The following is an 18,547-nucleotide window of genomic DNA, read 5'->3' as shown; positions in this document are numbered from 1 at the left end:
ACATGAAAAAAATAGCCATCCTCCTTAGTGGAATCATTTTATTCGCGGCATGCGGATCGAAAGACAAAAAACAAGAATTAGCTGACTTAAAGAGTCAAGCGAAAGAAATCCAGGCGAAAATTACCGCTTTGGAAAAAGAAGTAGGCAGCCCAGCTGAAAAGGCGGCAGTAAAAGTGATCGCAGTTAGCGTGAGCCCATTAGTCGCACAAAACTTCCAACACTTCGTAGAGGCGCAAGGAAATGTCGTAGCGGAGAATACGGTATTAGTAAGCCCACAAACCGGGGGTGTGATTTTATCATTGCCCGTGGTAGCCGGACAATCGGTTTCTAAAGGTCAATTAATCGCGACCTTAGATAACAACATCTTGAAAGAGTCATTAGAGGAGGTTCGCCAACAATTGTCGTTAGCGAAAACAATCTTCACGAAGCAAAAGGCGCTTTGGGATCAACAAATCGGAACAGAGATTCAGTATTTGAGTGCAAAGTCGAACATGGAGTCTTTAGAAAAAAGAATCGTGACCTTGAAAGCGCAATTAGCTTTATCTCGCGTAACGGCTCCTATCTCTGGAACGATTGAATTAGTTCGCCAAAAAGCAGGTGAAATGGGTGCTCCAGGTGTGCCAATCGTTCAAATCGTGAACTTAGGTAACTTAAAGATCTCGGCTAAAATCGCTGATTCGTATGTAGGAACCGTGAAGCAAGGCGATGAAATCAACATCAAATTCCCCGATTTAAACAAGGAATTGAAAGCGCGCATCTCGTTAGTCTCTAAAATGGTCAACCCATTAACGCGTACGTTTGACATCGAAGCACGCATCCCGAATGCAGGCGGCGAATTAAAGCCTAACTTATTAGCGGTGATTAACATCAATGATACCTCGAAGAAAAACGCGATCGTGATCAGCGAAAACATCATCCAAAAGACAGAAAAAGGAAATCTAGTCTATGTGGCAGTGGAAGAAAATGGCAAAAAAGTGGCGCGTGCTCGTCAAGTGACGGTAGGCTTAACTTACAATGGCCAAGCTGAGATCACAGAAGGTCTTAAAGCTGGGGAAGCACTTATCACGCAAGGATTTCAAGATTTAGTAGATGGTACAGCCATCTCATTCTAAGTAGAAAATGGAAAAAAATATCAAAAATGAGCAATTGCCAGAAGGCAAAGGCTTAATCTATAACATGGTGGGCTGGTTAGCCCAAAACCGCACGACGGTTTACATCTTCACGTTCATCATTTTTGTGGCGGGGATGGGAATCTACTCGAGCTTGCCTAAGGAGCAATTCCCGGACATCGTGGTGCCTCAAATGGTCATCCAAACGGTCTATGCAGGAACAACTCCCTCGGATATCGAGAACACGATCAATAAACCGATCGAAAAACAAATCAAATCGATCACGGGTGTAAAACGCGTGAAGTCGAATGCCTTGCAGGACATTTCTGTCATCATCGTCGAATTCAACACCGACGTCACCGTCCCCATTGCCAAGCAACGGACACAAGATGCGGTCGACAAAGCGATCGCCGATTTACCGAAAGATTTAACGCGCGAGCCATCCGTGGCTGAAGTGAACTTCTCTGAATTTCCGATTATGAACATCAACATCGCAGGGGACTACCCCTTAGATAAGTTGAAAAAGTATGCGGAGGATTTACAAGACGAGATCGAGGGGATGCCGGAAATTAACCGGGTAGACATCATCGGTGCCTTGAAAAGAGAGATCCAAATCAACCTGGATTTGTACAAGATGCAGAGTTATGGTTTGACTTTCTATGATATTCAAACAGCCGTACAAGGTGAAAACGTGAACATATCAGGCGGTGATTTAGCCGTAGATGGCGTTCGCCGTTCATTGCGTGTAACGGGAGAATTCAAGGCAGTAGATCAATTAGCGAACCTCATGGTGGGTTCTTCCACAGGTGCGCGCGTTCGTTTAAAGGATGTGGCTGAGGTGGTAGATAGCTATGAGGAGAAACAAGATTTTGCTCGTTTGAATAACAAGTCCGTGATTACCCTAAACGTCATCAAACGTGGAGGAGCGAACTTAATCGAGGCAGCAGATCGCATCGAAAAGACGATCGAAGAGTACAAAGAGAATCGTTTCCCAGAGGGTTTAACGGTAACGACGACGGCAGATCAATCAGAACGTACGCGTGGTGATTTAGCGGATCTAATTAATACCGTTATTCTAGGTTTCATTTTCGTGGTAATCGTATTGATGTTCTTCATGGGCGTTAGAGATGCGGTATTCGTGGGTCTATCCGTGCCTTTGTCGGCTTTATTGACATTCTTGTTCATGCCGTCATTAGACTTCAGCTTAAATACCATCGTTCTTTTTGGTTTCCTTTTAGGACTAGGTATTGTGGTGGATGACGCGATTGTGGTGATCGAGAATGCGCACCGTTTGTTCAATAACTTCAAGAAGTTGACAATTACGGAGTCGGTTAAACTAGCCGCTTCAGAGGTATTCATTCCGGTATTATCTGGTACGTTGACGACGATTTCGCCGTTCTTGCCTTTGTTATTCTGGCCAGGTATCGTGGGTGAGTTCATGAAATACTTACCTATTACGTTAATCATTACGCTTTTTGCATCCCTATTTGTGGCCTATGTCATGAACCCGGTGTTCGCGATTACGTTTATGAAGCGTCATGATGAGGAGGCGAACGATGTGAAAAATCCACAGTTCTCTGACATCCGTCGTACCGTATTTATCTTGTTAAGTTTAGCGGTTTTCGGCTATGTGATGGGCTTTGGCTTGGGTCACTTTGGCTTTGGAAACTTCTTCATTCTATGCCTTATCCTGTATGTGTTCAATCACTTTGTGATTACACCGAAGTGGATTGTGCCGTTCCAAGAGGTTACTTTACCTAATTTCAAGACGAATTACCGCAAGTTAATTTCTTGGGTATTGCTGGGCAAGCGTCCGATTTATGCGACAATTTCCGCTTTCTTATTATTGATCGTCACGATCGGTTTATTAGGAGTGGTGAAGCCTAAGGTGGTTTTCTTCCCATCAGGAGATCCGGATTACATCTATATCTATGCCAAAAATCCGATCGGAACGGATGCGGTCGTAACAGACTCCGTTTCCAAAGTGATCGAGAAACGTGTCTTCGCTTTCTTGAATAAAGAGGGTTATAGCAAAATCGTGAACTCGGTTATTTCAAACGTGGGTAAAAACGCTGGAGATCCGATGCAACCAGACCGTGGGGCAACGCCGCACAAGAGTAAGGTGACGATTGCCTTTGAGAAATTGCAATTACGTGAGGGTATTAAGACAGGTGAGGTGTTGAGTAAGATTCAAGCGGATTTTGCCAAAAATCCCCTAGCTGGTGTCGAGATTGCCATCGAACGCGAGAACAATGGACCGCCTACAGGTAAGCCTATCTCGATTGAAATAGCGGGCGACGACTTCGTTGTTTTACAAGACTTAGAAAAGAAAGTACGCGCGGCTGTCATCCAATCTGGCATCCAAGGTATTCAAGAATTGAAATCCGATCTAGTCACAAACAAGCCGGAAATCATCATCGATGTGGACCGCGAGAAAGCATCCCGCGAGGGCATTTCTTCTGCGCAAGTAGCGATGGCGGTACGTACCGGTTTATTCGGATCAGAGATCTCTAAATTCCGCGATGCGAAAGATGAATACCCTATTCAGTTACGTTTGAAAGGGGATTCTCGCAACCAAATCGAGAAGCTTTTGCAAATGAATGTAACTTATCGCGATATGAACATGGGGGGCGCCTTGCGCCAAGTTCCATTGAACTCTATCGCTGATATTCGCTATGCTACTTCATTCAGCCAAATCAACCGCAAAAACCAAGAGCGCGTCGTAACCCTAGGTTCCGATGTGGTACAAGGCTATAACGCGAATGAGATCGTGGGTGAGCTAACGACGCTTTTCGAAGAAATCGACGTTCCACAAGGATACACTATCCGCATGGGTGGTGAGCAAGAGGACCAAAAAGAATCCGGCGCTTTCCTAGGAGTCGCTTTCTTAGCAGCCCTTGTTTTAATCTATCTGATTCTAGCGACACAGTTTAACTCAGCGGTGAAACCATTGATCATCTTCGCGACGATCTTGTTATCATTAATCGGGGTTTTATTAGGCTTCATGGCCTTTAATATGACTTTCTCCGTGATTATGTCTGGCGTAGGTATCATCGCCCTAGCAGGTATCGTTGTAAAGAATGGTATCCTATTGATCGAGTTCATTGAGGAACTTCGCTTTAAGCGTGGTTACGACTTGAAAGAGGCGATCATCGAGGGTGGTGGAATTCGTTTAACTCCGGTATTGTTAACGGCTTCGGCGGCAGTATTAGGCTTGATTCCTTTGGCATTAGGCTTAAGCATCGACTTCGTGAGTATGTTTACGGAATTAGATCCACACATCTTCATCGGTTCTGATTCCGCGGTATTCTGGGGAATCTTAGCCTGGACGATCATCTTCGGATTAACGTTCTCGACCATTTTAACACTCGTAATCGTTCCATGTATGTACTACATCTCGGAGCGCATCAAGCAGAAATGGTTTACAAAGACAGTGTAGTGTAATACATATTGGGTTCAAGAATGCAGAAACCCCTGGACGAAGGTCTAGGGGTTTTTTGTTTTAATCTCTTTTCCTTTCAAACAAGAAGAAATACAACAACCCTAAACCAGGAGTGGAGAATAGGATTAATATAAACAGGATTTTCTGCAAAGCTGTTTTTCTGGGGTCTTTTGCGATTTCTAGCACCACCTTTATAAAAACGAGAGCATAAACAAGTAAGACAATTAACAAGAAAAGTTTCATTATCATAGCATCATTAGCGTTTAAAAATTCCATTAATTCATTTTCTTAATTCGGGGAGCAATTTTTTCATTTATTCGCTTCCCTGAGTCAATATAATCCCAGCTATCTTTGGGGAGTCCAAATTCATCATAGGTTTGATAATGCCCGAAATGGTCATACCCTTTTTCACGTTTTTCATAGGAAATAGAGCTCATGGTTCCTCCATTTTTATGGTAGAAAACTCGAGTAGAAATCTTTGTATTTGGATTATAGATCACTTCTAATTGAAGTCTTCCTAATCGATCAAAACTCCGATGAGCGATATTTTCCCCATCTGAATTATAAATCTGTTCCAAGGAAATCGTTAATCTTTTATATTCATTTTTTAAAGAGTCTTTTATTTTGTCAAAATTCTCTATCCATTCATATTTAAAACCATCAAAATTAGTCGTGTCGTTATACCGTCGATGCACATTATAGGGCTTTCCTTTTTGGTAAAATTCTACTTTTTTTAATTGTCCTGTCAGATAGTACCTCTCTAATTTTCCGTCCAGTGAGTCATTCACAAAGCTTTCTTTTGAGGCTAAAATACCGTTCAGATGCCATATTTTTCGCTCCCCAACGCGTACATTATTTTCAAAATTTTCCTCCATTTCTATTTTTCCCCTTATCATAATACTCGTAATGTTTTCCATTTGCATACTTCCTTTTGGGGATCCCAAAAAGCTCTCTAAGTAATTTTATTTCCCTAAATCCCCTCTGGTATTCCCAATCTCTTTGACCATCTGCCTCACGATAAATTAGGTTATAATCACAATCCCAAACCACTAGTTTTCCCTTCGAGCGTACACCAAAAAATATCCATTCTTGGCCGTTTACTATATTCATACTACAAAAGCTGCTCTTGTTAGCTTCGTAAATTTCATTTGTCCTTTTTCCTTTGAATAGTTCTAGCACCTGAATGTCTACTTTATCAAAGGAAAATTCCTTGGGGTTAGATGGCGGTTCTTTATCATGATCATTTATAATTTTCACATGCGCGATAAACTCATAGCCTTTTAAATCATCTAAAGTTTGAATTGGCCGCTTGACTTCGCAATCACAGGCTATAGCCTTCGCAGAGGAAATCATTAGCAATAAGAGTAGTAGATAGTTTTTCATCCTGATTCGGTTTGTTGAGCACTATTTATGCATTATTGAGAAAATTATCAATAAACAAACTGATAATTTGCCCCGTCCCTCCGGACTCTTTCCCTCCGGACTCTTTCCCTCCGGACTTCGGACTAACGACTCCCGACCCCCACAACCCATTTGCATTTCCCCCCACCATTCCCTAATTTACTCTTTCAAAATCAACAACATGAAGAAATTACTCCTACTCCTTTTTTTGCCCCTGTTTGCTCAGGCGCAAGATCGTCCGTATGGTAAAGTTTGGGCGACTCGCTCACAGGCCATTGCCCAAAACGGGATGGCCGCTACCTCACATCCTTTGTCTACCCAGGCCGCACTTGATGTGCTGAAAGCGGGTGGAAATGCGATCGACGCAGCCATTGCGGCGAATGCGATGGAAGGTGTCGTAGAACCACATGTAAATGGAATAGGAGGAGATTTGTTTGCCATTGTTTGGGATGCGAAAACGAAGAAATTATATGGGTTGAATGCGTCAGGAAGATCGCCCAAATCCTTGACTTTAGCCGAGTTCAAAAAACGTGGATTGACTCACATTCCGTCGCTAGGTCCATTGCCGGTGAGCGTGCCGGGTTGCGTGGATGGCTGGTTTGAATTGCATAAGAAATTCGGGTCGATGCCGATGAATAAGGTGTTGGAAAAAGCGGTTTCCTATGCGCGAAATGGTTTTCCGGTACACGGTGAATTTGCTTCTGCATTAGGTCGGGTTCCAGCGAATTATGGTAAGTTTCCGAATGTGGCAAACCACTACTATCCGAACGGAAAAACGCCAGTAGAGGGTGATATTTTCAAGAATCCGAACTTAGCGAATACGTTAGAAAAACTAGGAAAAGAGGGTCGTGATGCCTTTTACAAAGGCGATATGGCGCGAACGATGGACGCGTTTATGAAGAAGAATGGTGGGTTTTTGAGCTATGAGGATTTAGCGTCGCACACGTCCACGTGGGTGGAGCCAGTTTCAGTAAATTACCGCGGGTATGATGTGTGGGAGTTACCACCGAATAGCCAGGGGATCGCGGCTTTGCAGATGTTAACGATTTTAGAGGGCTATGATTTTTCCAAAATTAAACTGGGTTCTGCGGAGCACGTGCACTTGTTTACGGAGGCCAAAAAACTAGCGTTCGAAGACCGCGCAAAATACTATGCAGATCCTGAGTTTGCCAAAATTCCGGTAGCGGAATTAATATCAGAAGAGTACGGCGCGAAGCGCCGGGCGTTGATTAATCCGAATCGCGCGGGTCGCCATTACGAGGCGGGAAACCCTGCTTTAAAAGAAGGTGACACGATCTACTTGACCGTGGCGGATAAGGACGGCAATATGGTGTCGTTAATTCAGAGTAATTATAGAGGATTTGGATCAGGCATGATGCCAGATGGTTTAGGTTTTATGTTCCAAGATCGCGGCGAATTATACAACTTGAAAGAGGGCGAGAATAATACGTATGCGCCAGGTAAAAGACCATTCCAGACGATCATTCCGGCGTTTATGACGAAGGATGGTCAGCCGGTAATGAGTTTTGGGGTGATGGGTGGCGCGTTCCAGCCGATGGGCCATGTGCAGATTGTGATGAACGTGGTGGACTTTGGCCTAAACGTACAAGAAGCAGGTGATTATCCCCGTATCAATCATGAAGGTTCTTCTGAACCGACGGGCGAGACGATGGAAACGACAGGTGGTATGATTACCCTGGAGCACGGTTATCCGTATGAAGTCATTCGCGATTTATTGCAAAAAGGACATCAGGTAGGCTATATGAGCGGCATCTATGGCGGCTACCAATGCATTAAATACGATCCAGTTCGCAAGGTATATTACGGAGCAACAGAATCGAGAAAAGACGGTCAAGCGACGGGGTATTAAGGATGTTTGCAAGTCGCATTTTCACGGGCCACGAATGGCTAAATAACAAGGAAATCTCCATAACGAATGGCCGAATTTCGGCTATTTCGGACGGCCAAGGCGCGGCGTCTGAAAACATCCTTGTTCCCGGATTTATTGACCTCCAAATTTACGGTGGTGGTGGGATTCTCTTTTCCAATCACCAGACAACCGAGGCCATTCAGACCACATTCGAAGAGCACCACAAAACGGGCACTGTTGCGTTTCAAATTACGCTCAATTGTTCGCCAGCTGCGTCGATGTGGAAAGCCATTGATGCCTATAAAAACTATACTGGACCTGGGTTAGTGGGATTACATTTAGAGGGCCCCTTTTTTAATCCGGTTAGACGCGGGGCGCACAAGGAAGAATTTGTTCAAAAACCGGATGCGGCTTTTCTCGAAGAACTCATCGAGCGGACGAAAGGCATCCCTACTTACTTGACTATCGCACCTGAAATGTTTAGTCCGGAAGAACTTTCGCTACTCGTGAATAGTCACATCATATGCTCTTTGGGGCACAGCGACGCGACTTTTGAGCAGGCGATGAACGCCATTGACAAGGGCGTTTCCCGCATCACCCACCTATTTAATGCCATGTCACAGTGGCAATCACGCGCGTTGGGATTAGTAGGCGCTAGCTTCCAATCAGATGCGTGGACGAGCATCATTGCGGACGGTTTACACTGTGATTTCAACTCACTGGAACTTGCCTATCGCTTGAAAAAAGGTCACCTGTTTTTGATTACGGATGCTGTAACGAATGATACGTCTGGCCCTTATTCTTTTTTAGCTAAAGACGGTCGCTTCACGAATGAAGCGGGTGTTTTATCCGGTTCTTCCTTGACGATGGTAGAGGCGATTCAAAACTGTGTTCAACAAGCTTCGATTCCTCTGGAAGAGGCCATCCGAATGGCGACGGTTTATCCGGCAGAAGTGGCAAATTTAATTGATTTAGGCAGCATAGAGGTAGGTAAACGGGCTTGCTTTGTAGAACTGAATCCGGCGCTAGAGGTGGTACAAGTTTGGTACGACGGAAAAGCCTTGTTAAATTAGGCTATGATTACATTTCCATCGAAGCAGCCACAAGTTCAGACAACTATTTTTACCAAAATGTCTGCCCTCGCACTCGAGCACGGTGCATTAAACCTTTCCCAAGGATTTCCTGGTTTCGATTGTGCCCCTGCTTTGCAAGAGTTGTTACAGCATTATGCTAAAGGCCATAATCAATATGCGCCCATGGCCGGAGTGCCTGCTTTGCGTCAATCGTTAGCGACAAAAACAGCTACTTTTTATAACATCCCTGTCGAGGCAGATTCAGAAGTGACGATTGTTTCTGGAGCTACAGAGGCCCTTTTTGCGGCCATTCATTGCTGTGTTTCACCGGGCGACGAGGTCATTATGTTTGACCCAAGTTATGATGCTTATGACCCCATCGTTCGTTTAGCCGGTGGGGTACCCATTCATATCCCATTAAAGGCCTCTTCCAACTTTGCGATTGATTGGTCTTCCGTTGCTGCGAAAATTACGCCTCGAACGAGAGTAATTATGGTGAATAGCCCGCACAATCCGACGGGAGCCGTTTGGTCGATGGTGGATTTAGATGCCTTTGCGGAGGTGGTCAAAGGAACGAATATCTTGATCGTTTCCGACGAGGTTTATGAGCACATTGTTTTTGATGGTGCGCAGCACGCCAGTGTTTTATTGCATCCTGAATTACGGAAACGTAGTTTTGTGTGTGGGTCTTTTGGCAAAACTTATCACATTACAGGCTGGAAAATAGGTTATTGTATTGCTCCTGCTTTCCTGACGGCTGAGTTCAGAAAACTACATCAGTGGGTCACTTTTTCAAGCGCGACACCGCTGCAATATGCCTTGGCTGATTACTTAAAAGAGCCAGCGCATTACCTTGGTTTATCTCATTTTTACCAAAAAAAGCGCGATCTATTTGCCTCCCAATTCGTGGGAAGTCGTTGGAAAGTACTCCCTAGCGCCGGAAGTTTCTTCCAATGCCTGGATTATTCAGCCATTTCAGGCGAAAAAGAGGTGGATTTAGCCGATCGCCTAACCCGCGAAATCAAAGTGGCTTCCATTCCTGTTTCCGTTTTCTATGAAACAGATCCAGGCGATAAAATCTTGCGCTTCTGTTTTGCGAAAGAGGATGATGTGCTTTTAGAGGCAGCAAAACGCTTAGTTAGTCTATCTTAAATTATCAGTTACTTGATAATCTGAAGCACAGCAAGAGAGAATCCTCTTTTTTTACGAAAACAATCCTACATTTACCACGGCCAAAATAATCGATTCGGCCCGTCTGTTCTCCCTCATACAATTAAAATGTAAACTTATTCCTGGTGTCTATATCCAGTGAATGAATGGTGGAGCCCGAAAAACCAGACCAGAGTAGGGAGACAGAATTTAAATTTCAAGGTTATGAATCATTCCAACCATCAAACATTAACCGTGAATGGAGGGATTTACACCATTTGCGATGGAAACGGCGATAAAAATATTTCCTTTTCAGAATGTTATAAATGCGTAACAGATGCCATTGCAGCAGATGGGCTTTCCACCTTTATCTGTGAAATTCCGGTATTAGGTTGGGCATCGTGTTTTGCTTCAAAGAGCGCCACTTGCATTGTATTAAGCTCAGTTTACTAAAATAACTCCCTATGGAAAATTTCATCATAGCCATGATCTTACTTGTAACAGCTGTTGCAAGTACACTAACAATCATTGATATCAGCAAGCTGAGAGAGATGAAGAAGCGGACTAAACTTAATCTGTATTTTATGGTATTTTATTTACCCTTACTAGGGCCTATAGTATATTATTCAATCCTCAGAAGAAAACACCTATTTAATTCAAATACTTAAGGGCAATTTCTTCCCCGATTTGAGTCAAGATCTCTGAAGCTCGTAAAATGGAGTCATCCGGATTTTCAGAACGGGACGAGATGGTGAACACCTCGTTTTCATCTAAAAAAATGGGGAAGTTCGCCGAGCTGTCAAAGGCACCAGACACTAAAATCGATTGTTTGAAAACTTTGTCGCAACGTTTCACTACTTCGGACACTACTTTGCCTCCCCAGGTAGAGCTATCTATCTTTCCCTCCCCGGTAATAATGAAATCTGCTTTCAATAAGGCGCGGTTAAAGTGAACCTTATCCATTACCCAACCAGAACCAGAGACAATTTTAGCGTTTAAGAAGTAACGAGCCCCTGCTCCTAGACCACCGGCTGCTCCAGCACCGGGTTCTGATGCGATGGATCCGAAAAAGGACGCTATATTATTTAGACCTTTATCTAATTGTTTAATTACCGTAGCACTGGCTCCTTTCTGTACGGCGAAAACATGGGCTGCCCCTGATGTTCCTGCAAGTGGATTTGTTACATCCGTGACCACCGTAAAGGCGCAGGGGGGTAATTCTGCTGCTGAAATGGACGCCACCTGTATCAAATTTTCTCCTATGGGATTTAATTCTGTGCCGTCCTTGCCTAAAAACGTCCAGCCAAGTGCAGCAGCCATCCCAATACCGGCATCATTCGTAGCAGAACCGCCTACCGTTAACATGATTTGAGTCGCACCGCGTTGTAGCGCATCCGCGATAAGGATTCCTGTTCCGAATGTATTCGTCTTTAGTGGGTTTCTTTCCTTAACCGTTAACAGAGCGAGACCAGAAGCCCGAGCCATTTCAATGTAAGCAGTTTTTTGATCAGCTAACCACAAATAGTCCGCCTGTATAGGGCGTAATAATGGATCGAATGTCTCCACCGAAATCCAAGTGCCGCCGTGCAATTGCTGGATCACTTCAAGTGTTCCCTCGCCACCGTCAGCTAGGGGCATTTTCGTAAAAATGGTTTTAGGACGACGTTTTTTAATGCCAGATTCTAAGGCTTCGCAAACTTGAGAAGCAGAAAGAGAACCTTTGAATTTATCAGGGGAGATTAATACGTGCACGTCGAGGAATTTATGTCGCAATTTACCCACAATTCCTTAAATTTAACGCATGAGAATTTTGACGACCTTGGCCTTAGCGCTTTTTCTATTTGCCTCTTGTACGAATCAACCAGATTTGGCGGGTTTTGATGTAGAGTCCTTTAAAAAGGACCGCGGAAGTTGCGGAGGAACGAGAGAAAAGCAAATTGATTGGCTGAAGGCACATAAAATGACTTGGAAGGGGGTTAGCTCTAATGATTTGGAAGACATCCTAGGAAAGCCAGATATTCAGCAATTAGCGGATCGCAATCAAGAGTACTATGTGTATTTTCTGGAGAAAGGACCCCATTGTGATAATATAAAAAACCCGTCCTCTGCGCGCACAATGGCTTTTCGTTTTAGTGCCATGGGATTAACCACCGAGATTACGTTTCAACAAGGACTTCCTTGACCTAGTTCTTATTAAATTCTAAACCTATGAAAAAACTACTTTTAGCCACCCTTTTACTCGTAAGCACACTCGCTTTCAGTCAAACGTATAATCCCTCTCCGGCGAATCTAGCCGCCAGATCTGACTTCCAAAATAACAAGTATGGACTATTCATCCATTGGGGTATTTCCTCCATGCTAGCAGATGGCGAGTGGGTAATGAACAACCGGAAGATTCAAAAGAAAGATTACCAGCGCCTACTAAAAGGCTTTTACCCGTCTGAATTTAATGCAGCGGAGTGGGTGAGTATGGCGAAAAAATCCGGGATGAAATACGTCATTTTCATCACGCGTCACCACGATGGTTTCTCGAATTGGGATACGCAACAATCTGATTGGAAGATTACCAATACCCCTTTCAAGCGCGATGTGTTAAAGGAGTTAGCGGCGGAATGCCAGAAACAAGGAATTAAACTAGGCTTATACTATTCGACGCTCGACTGGTATAGAGACGATTATCCTCGGGAAACAGGGCGCACGGGCCAAAGCTCCGGACGCACAGGCCAGAGCGATTATGCCTCTTATTTGAAATTCATGAAAGCGCAGTTGACGGAGTTGTTGACAAATTATGGGGAGATTTCGAACATCTGGTTTGATGGCCACTGGGACCAAACAAATCCAGAGGGGAATAAAGACCGCAGCTCACGCATCGATTGGAAATACGACGAAATTTATGGCTTGATTCACTCGATTCAGCCGGCTTGTATGATCGGGAATAACCACCATTTGGATCCGATTCCAGGGGAAGATTTCCAAATGTTCGAACGCGATCTTCCGGGAGAAAATCTACATGGTTTAAGCTTCCAAACCGCGTCAGCCTTACCCTTAGAGACTTGCGAAACCATCAATGGGGCCTGGGGATATAACATGAACGACCATAAATACAAAACACCTACCCAGATCCACCAATTACTAGTGGGTGCAGCTGGACGTAACGCAAACTTATTATTGAATGTAGGTCCTATGCCGACGGGTAAAATTCAGCCAGAATTCACGGATAGTTTAGCGGTGGTAGGAAAGTGGTTAGAAGCGAACGGTCGCTCTATTTATGGAACGCGCGGTGGCCCGGTAAAACCACAAGCTTGGGGTGTAACAACCGAAAATGCGGCGAGTGTGTTCGTTCATTTATTCAACAAACCAGCTGAGGAAAGCCTATTAATTCCCGGGAAATTCAAGAAAGCCGCTGTATTAAATGGGGCCGCAATTAAAGCTAAAAGCGAGAAAGAGGGGCTTCGGATTCTAGTGGCTGATGTGCCGGCGGGAACGCAAGTGATAGAATTAGTCAAATAAAGAATGGGGCCCGCATTTATCTCAAGGGATAAATCGCGGGCCCCCTCTTTTTATTTTAGCGCTCCGTAAATAATGTTCTCTATTTTTTCCTGGTAATCACCGTGAGAATTAGGTGTGTGCTGAGACATAATCAACACAATCATTTTCTCTTTCGGGTCTGCCCAATAGGTCGTGCCATAATAGCCGCCCCAAGCAAAGGATCCTTTGTTACGCATTTTGCGGTTAGCGGTTTTTTCGCCGGTGATTTGGAAGCCTAAACCATAATCATCGTTGCCCAAATTGAAGTTCGGGCTCAGCATCAATTCCGCTGTGCGACGTCCAATCAGCTGCTTCCCATTGTATTTTCCGCCATTTAGGATGCATTGTAAGAAGATGGCATAGTCAAAGGCGGTAGACGAAAGGCCTGCACCACCCGAGAAGAATGTCTTCTTGAATAAGGGGTAGTTTGGGTTAATGCCCCGGAATGTAGGAGACCAAGGGATGATTTGTTTTTGCTCGTTCTCCGTGTAAACTGTAGGTAAACGAGATCCTTTGTCAGCCGGTAGATTGAAATACGTGTCTTTCATGCCTAATGGAACGAAGACGTTTTTCGTCAAATAGACTTCCAACGTTTCCCCGCTAATTACCTCGATTAAGCAACCCAAGACATCGGTATTCAAGCCGTAGGTGAATTTATCCCCAGGATTATGGATTAAAGGAAGCGTGCCTAATTTCGTGATCGCTTGTAAAAGGGTTGTGCCGTTATCGCCTAAACCCGATGGAACACCCGCTTTCGCATAGATGGCTTTCATTTTATCCGAACCAATTCCGGCATAATCAATGCCGGATGAATGCGTCAATAAATCACGGAAAGTAATTTCGCGTTTTGCCGGTTCTGAGGTGTAGGTCGTGTCTGCCGCATTATATTCTTTTAAAACACGCGGGGATTTAAACGTAGGTAAGAAGTCTGAAATCGGTTGATCTAAACGTAATTTCCCTTGTTCGAAAAGCTGTAAGATGCCTAGGCTGGTTAAGGCTTTGGTCTGCGACATAATGCGGAAGATCGCGTCTGCTGGCATCGGTTTTTTACTGGCCAAATCCGCGTAGCCGTGGCCCTTGTAATGCACCAATTGGTTGTTCTTTACGATCAACGTAACTGCGCCCACTAAGTGGTTTTTCTCCACATACGATTTCACTAAAGCGTCAATCGCCTCTAATTTTTTTGCATCAAAATCTGCCGTGGGCTGTACCACCGGCGATAAAACTTGCGCCGCTACCGAGAGCGGAAGCAAGAAGAGAATTAAGAGTTTTTTCATTCGTCTGTTTTGATTTTCTGGTTAAAGGGCAGGTTTAATTGGTAGGCAAAAGATTGATCTTTGTCGTTTTCTAATACGTCCAAACCGTATTTGATTTTGTCCATCGGGGTGGCATCAAAAGTGCCAAATAGGCGATCCCAAAACGCAAAGATATTTCCATAGTTCGAGTCCGTTTGGGGACGTTCGAAGTGGTGGTGGACTTTGTGCATATTAGGGGAGATGATCACATACGAAAGGGCCGTGTCTATCCAAAGTGGCAAGCGGATGTTCGCGTGATTGAACTGGGAAAGAACGACGCTGAGGCTTTGGTACAAAAACACAATCCACATAGGTGCGCCACAAACTAAAATGGCTAAAATCGCAAAGACCGCACGGATTACACTCTCGCCTGGGTGGTGGCGATTCGCCGTAGTCGTGTCCACCTGCGTGTCCGCATGGTGCACCATGTGGAACTTCCAAAGTACCTTGATCTTGTGCTCGATCAGGTGGACTAAATAGGCCCCCACTAAGTCCATCAGCAATAATCCGACGATTAAAAACGACCAATCCGGCATCGCAAACCAGTGCAAAATACCAAAATTAGCCTCCGTCGTCCAGTTGCTCGCCATCACTAACAGCACCGCAAACGGGAAATTAATCGCAATCGTCGTGAAAGTTAAAAAGAGGTTCAACTTAGCATGAGCCCATTTATTCCCCTTGAAATTGACTAAAGGAATACCAGTTTCGATTAACCAAAATAAGGTAATTCCGCCGGCTAAAATTAACGCGCGGTGCGCACTAGGGATGGTAGCAAAATACGTTTCAATCATCATTTTTTAACGTTACGTAAAACATAAACAAAGTTTTTCACCGTGGGTCTTTTGTCATAAAAGTCCAAAATATAGTAATAAGTCCCATCCGGAACTTGACCCGTTTTCTCAAACAACGAAGTGCCCTTGGATGTTTCGCCGGCCCAATTGTTTTGGTAATTATCAGTCTCATAGACCAAACTTCCTACCCGATCAAAGATCGAAATGTGGTTCGGAATAGGCTTCGTTAGGAGCCCCTCAAAGACGAGTACATCGTTTTTCCCATCCCCATTAGGCGAGATTCCCTGTGGCTCAAAGAAAGGGCATGGATCTGGATCCAATCGATTTTCGATCCCATCCCCATCGCAATCCGGTTTGTATTTCAACGGGTTTTCCTCGTCCTCATCATAAATGCCATCCCCATCTGTGTCTAGCGTGCCTGCTGACAAAACGGTCACAGTCAAGGAAGTGGTGCTATTACAGCCTGTGTTATTCGTTCCCTTAATCGAGTAAGTGGTCGTCTTTATGGGATTCGCACTTACGACAGCTTTGTCCACCGCCGAAAGTCCATAGCGTGGCGACCAAACGTAGCGATCCGCGCCAGAGGCCGTAATGGTCAGGCTTGACCAGCGAACGACTTCCGCTGGATTAGGGATAAATGTGATAACAGGAATAGGGTTAACGACAACGACCGTCCCTGAACTATAGGCTGTTCCACAAACGGGCTGTGTGATGACCGCTCGGAAGTATTTAGTAGTAGGCGTATTTATCGCCGTATAACTAGAATCCTTGTTTGCGATGTCCGCTACACCGACTAAGAAATCAGGCGTATCAGCTGATTGCCATTTCGCAATCGTTCCAAAATGGCCACTCAACTTCATCAACTGGCTGTTCTTGTCTCCACAAAAAGTACCCGTACCGGTGAGCCTCCCGCCCGCAATTTCCTCCGTCCGAATGACCACCGAATTCGTGAATTCCAAACTGTCTACGGCCGAACGTGCCCCGCGGCGGTAATAATACGTCGTCTTCGATAGGGGCGGCGTGTACATTTTAGCGGTGGCCCCGGGGATTTGGGTGAAGCTGATATTATCTGTACTTTGTTGCCAAATGTAAGTGATCGGCCTAGGGACGCCGTAGGCGTCTATTTTAGACGTTAATGGCGAGGGTTTCGCCGGGTAGCAGAGTGCCTGATCGGATTCAATGGAGCCAGGCCAAAGGTAGGGCAGGATGGTCACCGTGTCCGTTTGGACCGCGTTAGAACCATTAATGGTGAAACTGATGATCGCAGTTCCTGCCGTGATTCCGCCAGTTAGAATAGCCGTATAAGTTCCATTGTTATTATTGACCACGGCTGATACGGTGCCTAAAGTAGACGAGATGGTTACTAAGCCACCGTTGCCTGTTAAATTATTTCCTTTGAAATCCTTTAACTGGACAAAGAGCGTGGAATAGTCTTTCCCGTTCGCTTTGATCACTTTAGGGCTCGCATTAATTGTCGAGGTCGTCGTGTCAGAGACGTTAGGCACGGCGCCGCAGAGGTCGATGGTGGGTGTTTGGTCGCAGTTGAAGATAGGTTCTTTGGCATCAAAAGAGGTTCCATCACCCATACTTCCGTTAATGCGGTGTCCCACGTAGCAGAATTTCGAACTCCCCTCTTTCACATACAACAAGGTGTGTCCACCCATCTCTGCAAAAAGGGCTTTGTCCACCCCTTGATTATAGCCCCCCGCCAAACCCGGATCATAGGACGCATTTTCCACCGGCCGGCCTAACATATTGCGCGCATTATAGCCCCAAGAATACAAATCCCCCACCTTGGTAATGGCCGAAGCAGCCGGAACGGAATTACTGTGTTCCTGAACGGTCACAAAAATAACGTTAGTGAGAAAGTCATTGGCAGCAGAAGATTTTTTGGCCTGAACCCAATCCAAATGAAGTAAATCTCTTGTAAAGGCGCCACACTGGTAATTTTTATTATCCCCCATCGCATAGAGATTCCCGGAATTACTAAGCACATAATAAGTATTGTACGAGCTTCCTCCCGTAATTCCCCCGGTCACCCCGATCATCTTAATCCCTTTCGTCTTTACGTCTCCGGGCAGCGTCATCTCTGTGGCATAGGGGCGATAGGCCGCGCCCGTTCCATCACCTAAAAAGGTCGAGGCGCCCCAAGTATATAATTTCCCGTCGTTCGTTTCTGCTATAAAGGCATTATAATTCGCACTAGCTGATTGTCCACGCACATTTTTCACTCCCGATAAATAGGTGGTAGCGTCTAATTTAACTCGTTGCCAAGAATTCATTCCGGTGGTTCCTCTCGCAGCACCATTCCCATCCAAAGCTCCAGACATATAACCCAACACGTAGACATCACCAGCCTTGCTCAATAAAACCAAGGTACGATAAACCGCAAATAGCATCCTCACGTCCGATGGTTCTAAGCCCATAGGCAAACCGATAGGGGAAGAACCGACAGGCGGCGTTATTTGGGCAACTCCAGCAGAAGTAGTGAGTGATGGACTAAAAAGAGAACCTACCGCGCCCCAGGCAAATAATCCTGTAGACGTTAACACGGCGGCTTGGTCGATGGATGCCCCGGTGTTAGTCCCTCCGATACCGGCTTTGTAAATTGTTCCCGATATCCCGGAATAATTTGTACCATTAATTTCCAAGGGAGTCAATTGGCCTACTAAACCCGATGGTGCCATATTAGCCCCCCAAATGGAATATTCACCTGTACTTTTGATCGCCACAGAAGCATGGTAGCCACTTATAATCTTATCGTAGGGGTCATTTACATTACATTGAGCGCTGGAGGTAAAAGCAATGCAAAAAAATAGGATCATCCAGCCCCATACCCTAAAGTAAAAGTTTGTGCTAGATGATCCCATATAATAGATTTCAATTATC

General features: G+C 44.9%; 14 protein-coding genes. 8 read left to right on the top strand and 6 right to left on the bottom strand.

The features are described from left to right. Window positions 1–2: 2 nt before the first annotated feature. Window positions 3–1,112: an efflux RND transporter periplasmic adaptor subunit gene (locus SKC37_RS07860; RefSeq protein WP_377980948.1), complete on the top strand. Its 1,110-nt coding sequence runs from the start codon at window positions 3–5 to the stop codon at window positions 1,110–1,112. A gap of 64 nt (window positions 1,113–1,176) precedes the next feature. Continuing rightward, on the top strand, window positions 1,177–4,548 hold the full coding sequence (locus SKC37_RS07855) for an efflux RND transporter permease subunit (RefSeq protein ID WP_377981076.1): 3,372 nt from the start codon (window positions 1,177–1,179) through the stop codon (window positions 4,546–4,548). 278 nt (window positions 4,549–4,826) lie between these two features. Here the strand turns inward: SKC37_RS07855 and SKC37_RS07850 are convergent, their stop codons facing one another. Then, window positions 4,827–5,468, bottom strand: coding sequence for a toxin-antitoxin system YwqK family antitoxin (locus SKC37_RS07850; protein ID WP_377980947.1), 642 nt, complete (start codon window positions 5,466–5,468; stop codon window positions 4,827–4,829). Further along, window positions 5,410–5,934 carry a hypothetical protein gene (locus tag SKC37_RS07845; RefSeq protein ID WP_377980946.1) on the bottom strand — a complete coding sequence of 175 codons (525 nt, stop codon included), beginning with the start codon at window positions 5,932–5,934 and terminating at the stop codon, window positions 5,410–5,412. The genes SKC37_RS07850 and SKC37_RS07845 overlap by 59 nt, the downstream gene beginning before the upstream one ends. A gap of 199 nt (window positions 5,935–6,133) precedes the next feature. Between SKC37_RS07845 and ggt the strand changes: the two genes are divergently transcribed. The 4 genes from ggt (at window position 6,134) to SKC37_RS07825 (ending at window position 10,497) form a co-directional block, all read left to right on the top strand. Next, window positions 6,134–7,822, top strand: coding sequence for a gamma-glutamyltransferase (gene ggt, locus SKC37_RS07840; protein ID WP_377980945.1), 1,689 nt, complete (start codon window positions 6,134–6,136; stop codon window positions 7,820–7,822). 2 nt (window positions 7,823–7,824) lie between these two features. Beyond that, the gene (gene nagA / locus SKC37_RS07835; RefSeq protein WP_377980944.1) at window positions 7,825–8,895 is read left to right on the top strand and encodes an N-acetylglucosamine-6-phosphate deacetylase; all 1,071 of its coding nucleotides are present in this window, start codon (window positions 7,825–7,827) and stop codon (window positions 8,893–8,895) included. Between the two features lie 3 nt (window positions 8,896–8,898). Continuing rightward, a complete protein-coding gene (locus tag SKC37_RS07830) occupies window positions 8,899–10,047 on the top strand; it encodes a methionine aminotransferase (RefSeq protein ID WP_377980943.1) in 1,149 nt (382 codons plus the stop codon). Between the two features lie 222 nt (window positions 10,048–10,269). After that, window positions 10,270–10,497: a hypothetical protein gene (locus SKC37_RS07825; protein WP_377980942.1), complete on the top strand. Its 228-nt coding sequence runs from the start codon at window positions 10,270–10,272 to the stop codon at window positions 10,495–10,497. Window positions 10,498–10,695: 198 nt separating this feature from the next. Here SKC37_RS07825 and SKC37_RS07820 read toward each other — a convergent pair whose 3' ends face one another. Beyond that, window positions 10,696–11,826 (bottom strand): glycerate kinase, encoded by a 1,131-nt coding sequence (locus SKC37_RS07820; protein WP_377980941.1) that lies wholly within the window; start codon window positions 11,824–11,826, stop codon window positions 10,696–10,698. A gap of 19 nt (window positions 11,827–11,845) precedes the next feature. Between SKC37_RS07820 and SKC37_RS07815 the strand changes: the two genes are divergently transcribed. After that, complete coding sequence (locus SKC37_RS07815; RefSeq protein ID WP_377980940.1) at window positions 11,846–12,226, top strand: hypothetical protein; 381 nt, start codon at window positions 11,846–11,848, stop codon at window positions 12,224–12,226. 26 nt (window positions 12,227–12,252) lie between these two features. Then, on the top strand, window positions 12,253–13,554 hold the full coding sequence (locus SKC37_RS07810) for an alpha-L-fucosidase (protein ID WP_377980939.1): 1,302 nt from the start codon (window positions 12,253–12,255) through the stop codon (window positions 13,552–13,554). Between the two features lie 50 nt (window positions 13,555–13,604). Here SKC37_RS07810 and SKC37_RS07805 read toward each other — a convergent pair whose 3' ends face one another. From SKC37_RS07805 to SKC37_RS07795, 3 genes are read right to left on the bottom strand one after another with little or no spacing between them, the layout of a single operon-like run. Then, the gene (locus SKC37_RS07805) at window positions 13,605–14,849 is read right to left on the bottom strand and encodes a serine hydrolase domain-containing protein (protein ID WP_377980938.1); all 1,245 of its coding nucleotides are present in this window, start codon (window positions 14,847–14,849) and stop codon (window positions 13,605–13,607) included. After that, complete coding sequence (locus SKC37_RS07800; RefSeq protein WP_377980937.1) at window positions 14,846–15,661, bottom strand: sterol desaturase family protein; 816 nt, start codon at window positions 15,659–15,661, stop codon at window positions 14,846–14,848. The genes SKC37_RS07805 and SKC37_RS07800 overlap by 4 nt, the downstream gene beginning before the upstream one ends. Then, window positions 15,658–18,528, bottom strand: coding sequence for an invasin domain 3-containing protein (locus SKC37_RS07795; protein WP_377980936.1), 2,871 nt, complete (start codon window positions 18,526–18,528; stop codon window positions 15,658–15,660). Before SKC37_RS07795 ends, SKC37_RS07800 begins: the two co-directional genes overlap by 4 nt. Window positions 18,529–18,547: the final 19 nt, after the last annotated feature.

The sequence above is a fragment of the Aquirufa esocilacus genome, from assembly GCF_042715595.1.
Classification (GTDB): Bacteria; Bacteroidota; Bacteroidia; order Cytophagales; family Spirosomataceae; genus Aquirufa; species Aquirufa esocilacus.
This window is presented reverse-complemented; position numbering and strand designations above follow the sequence as displayed.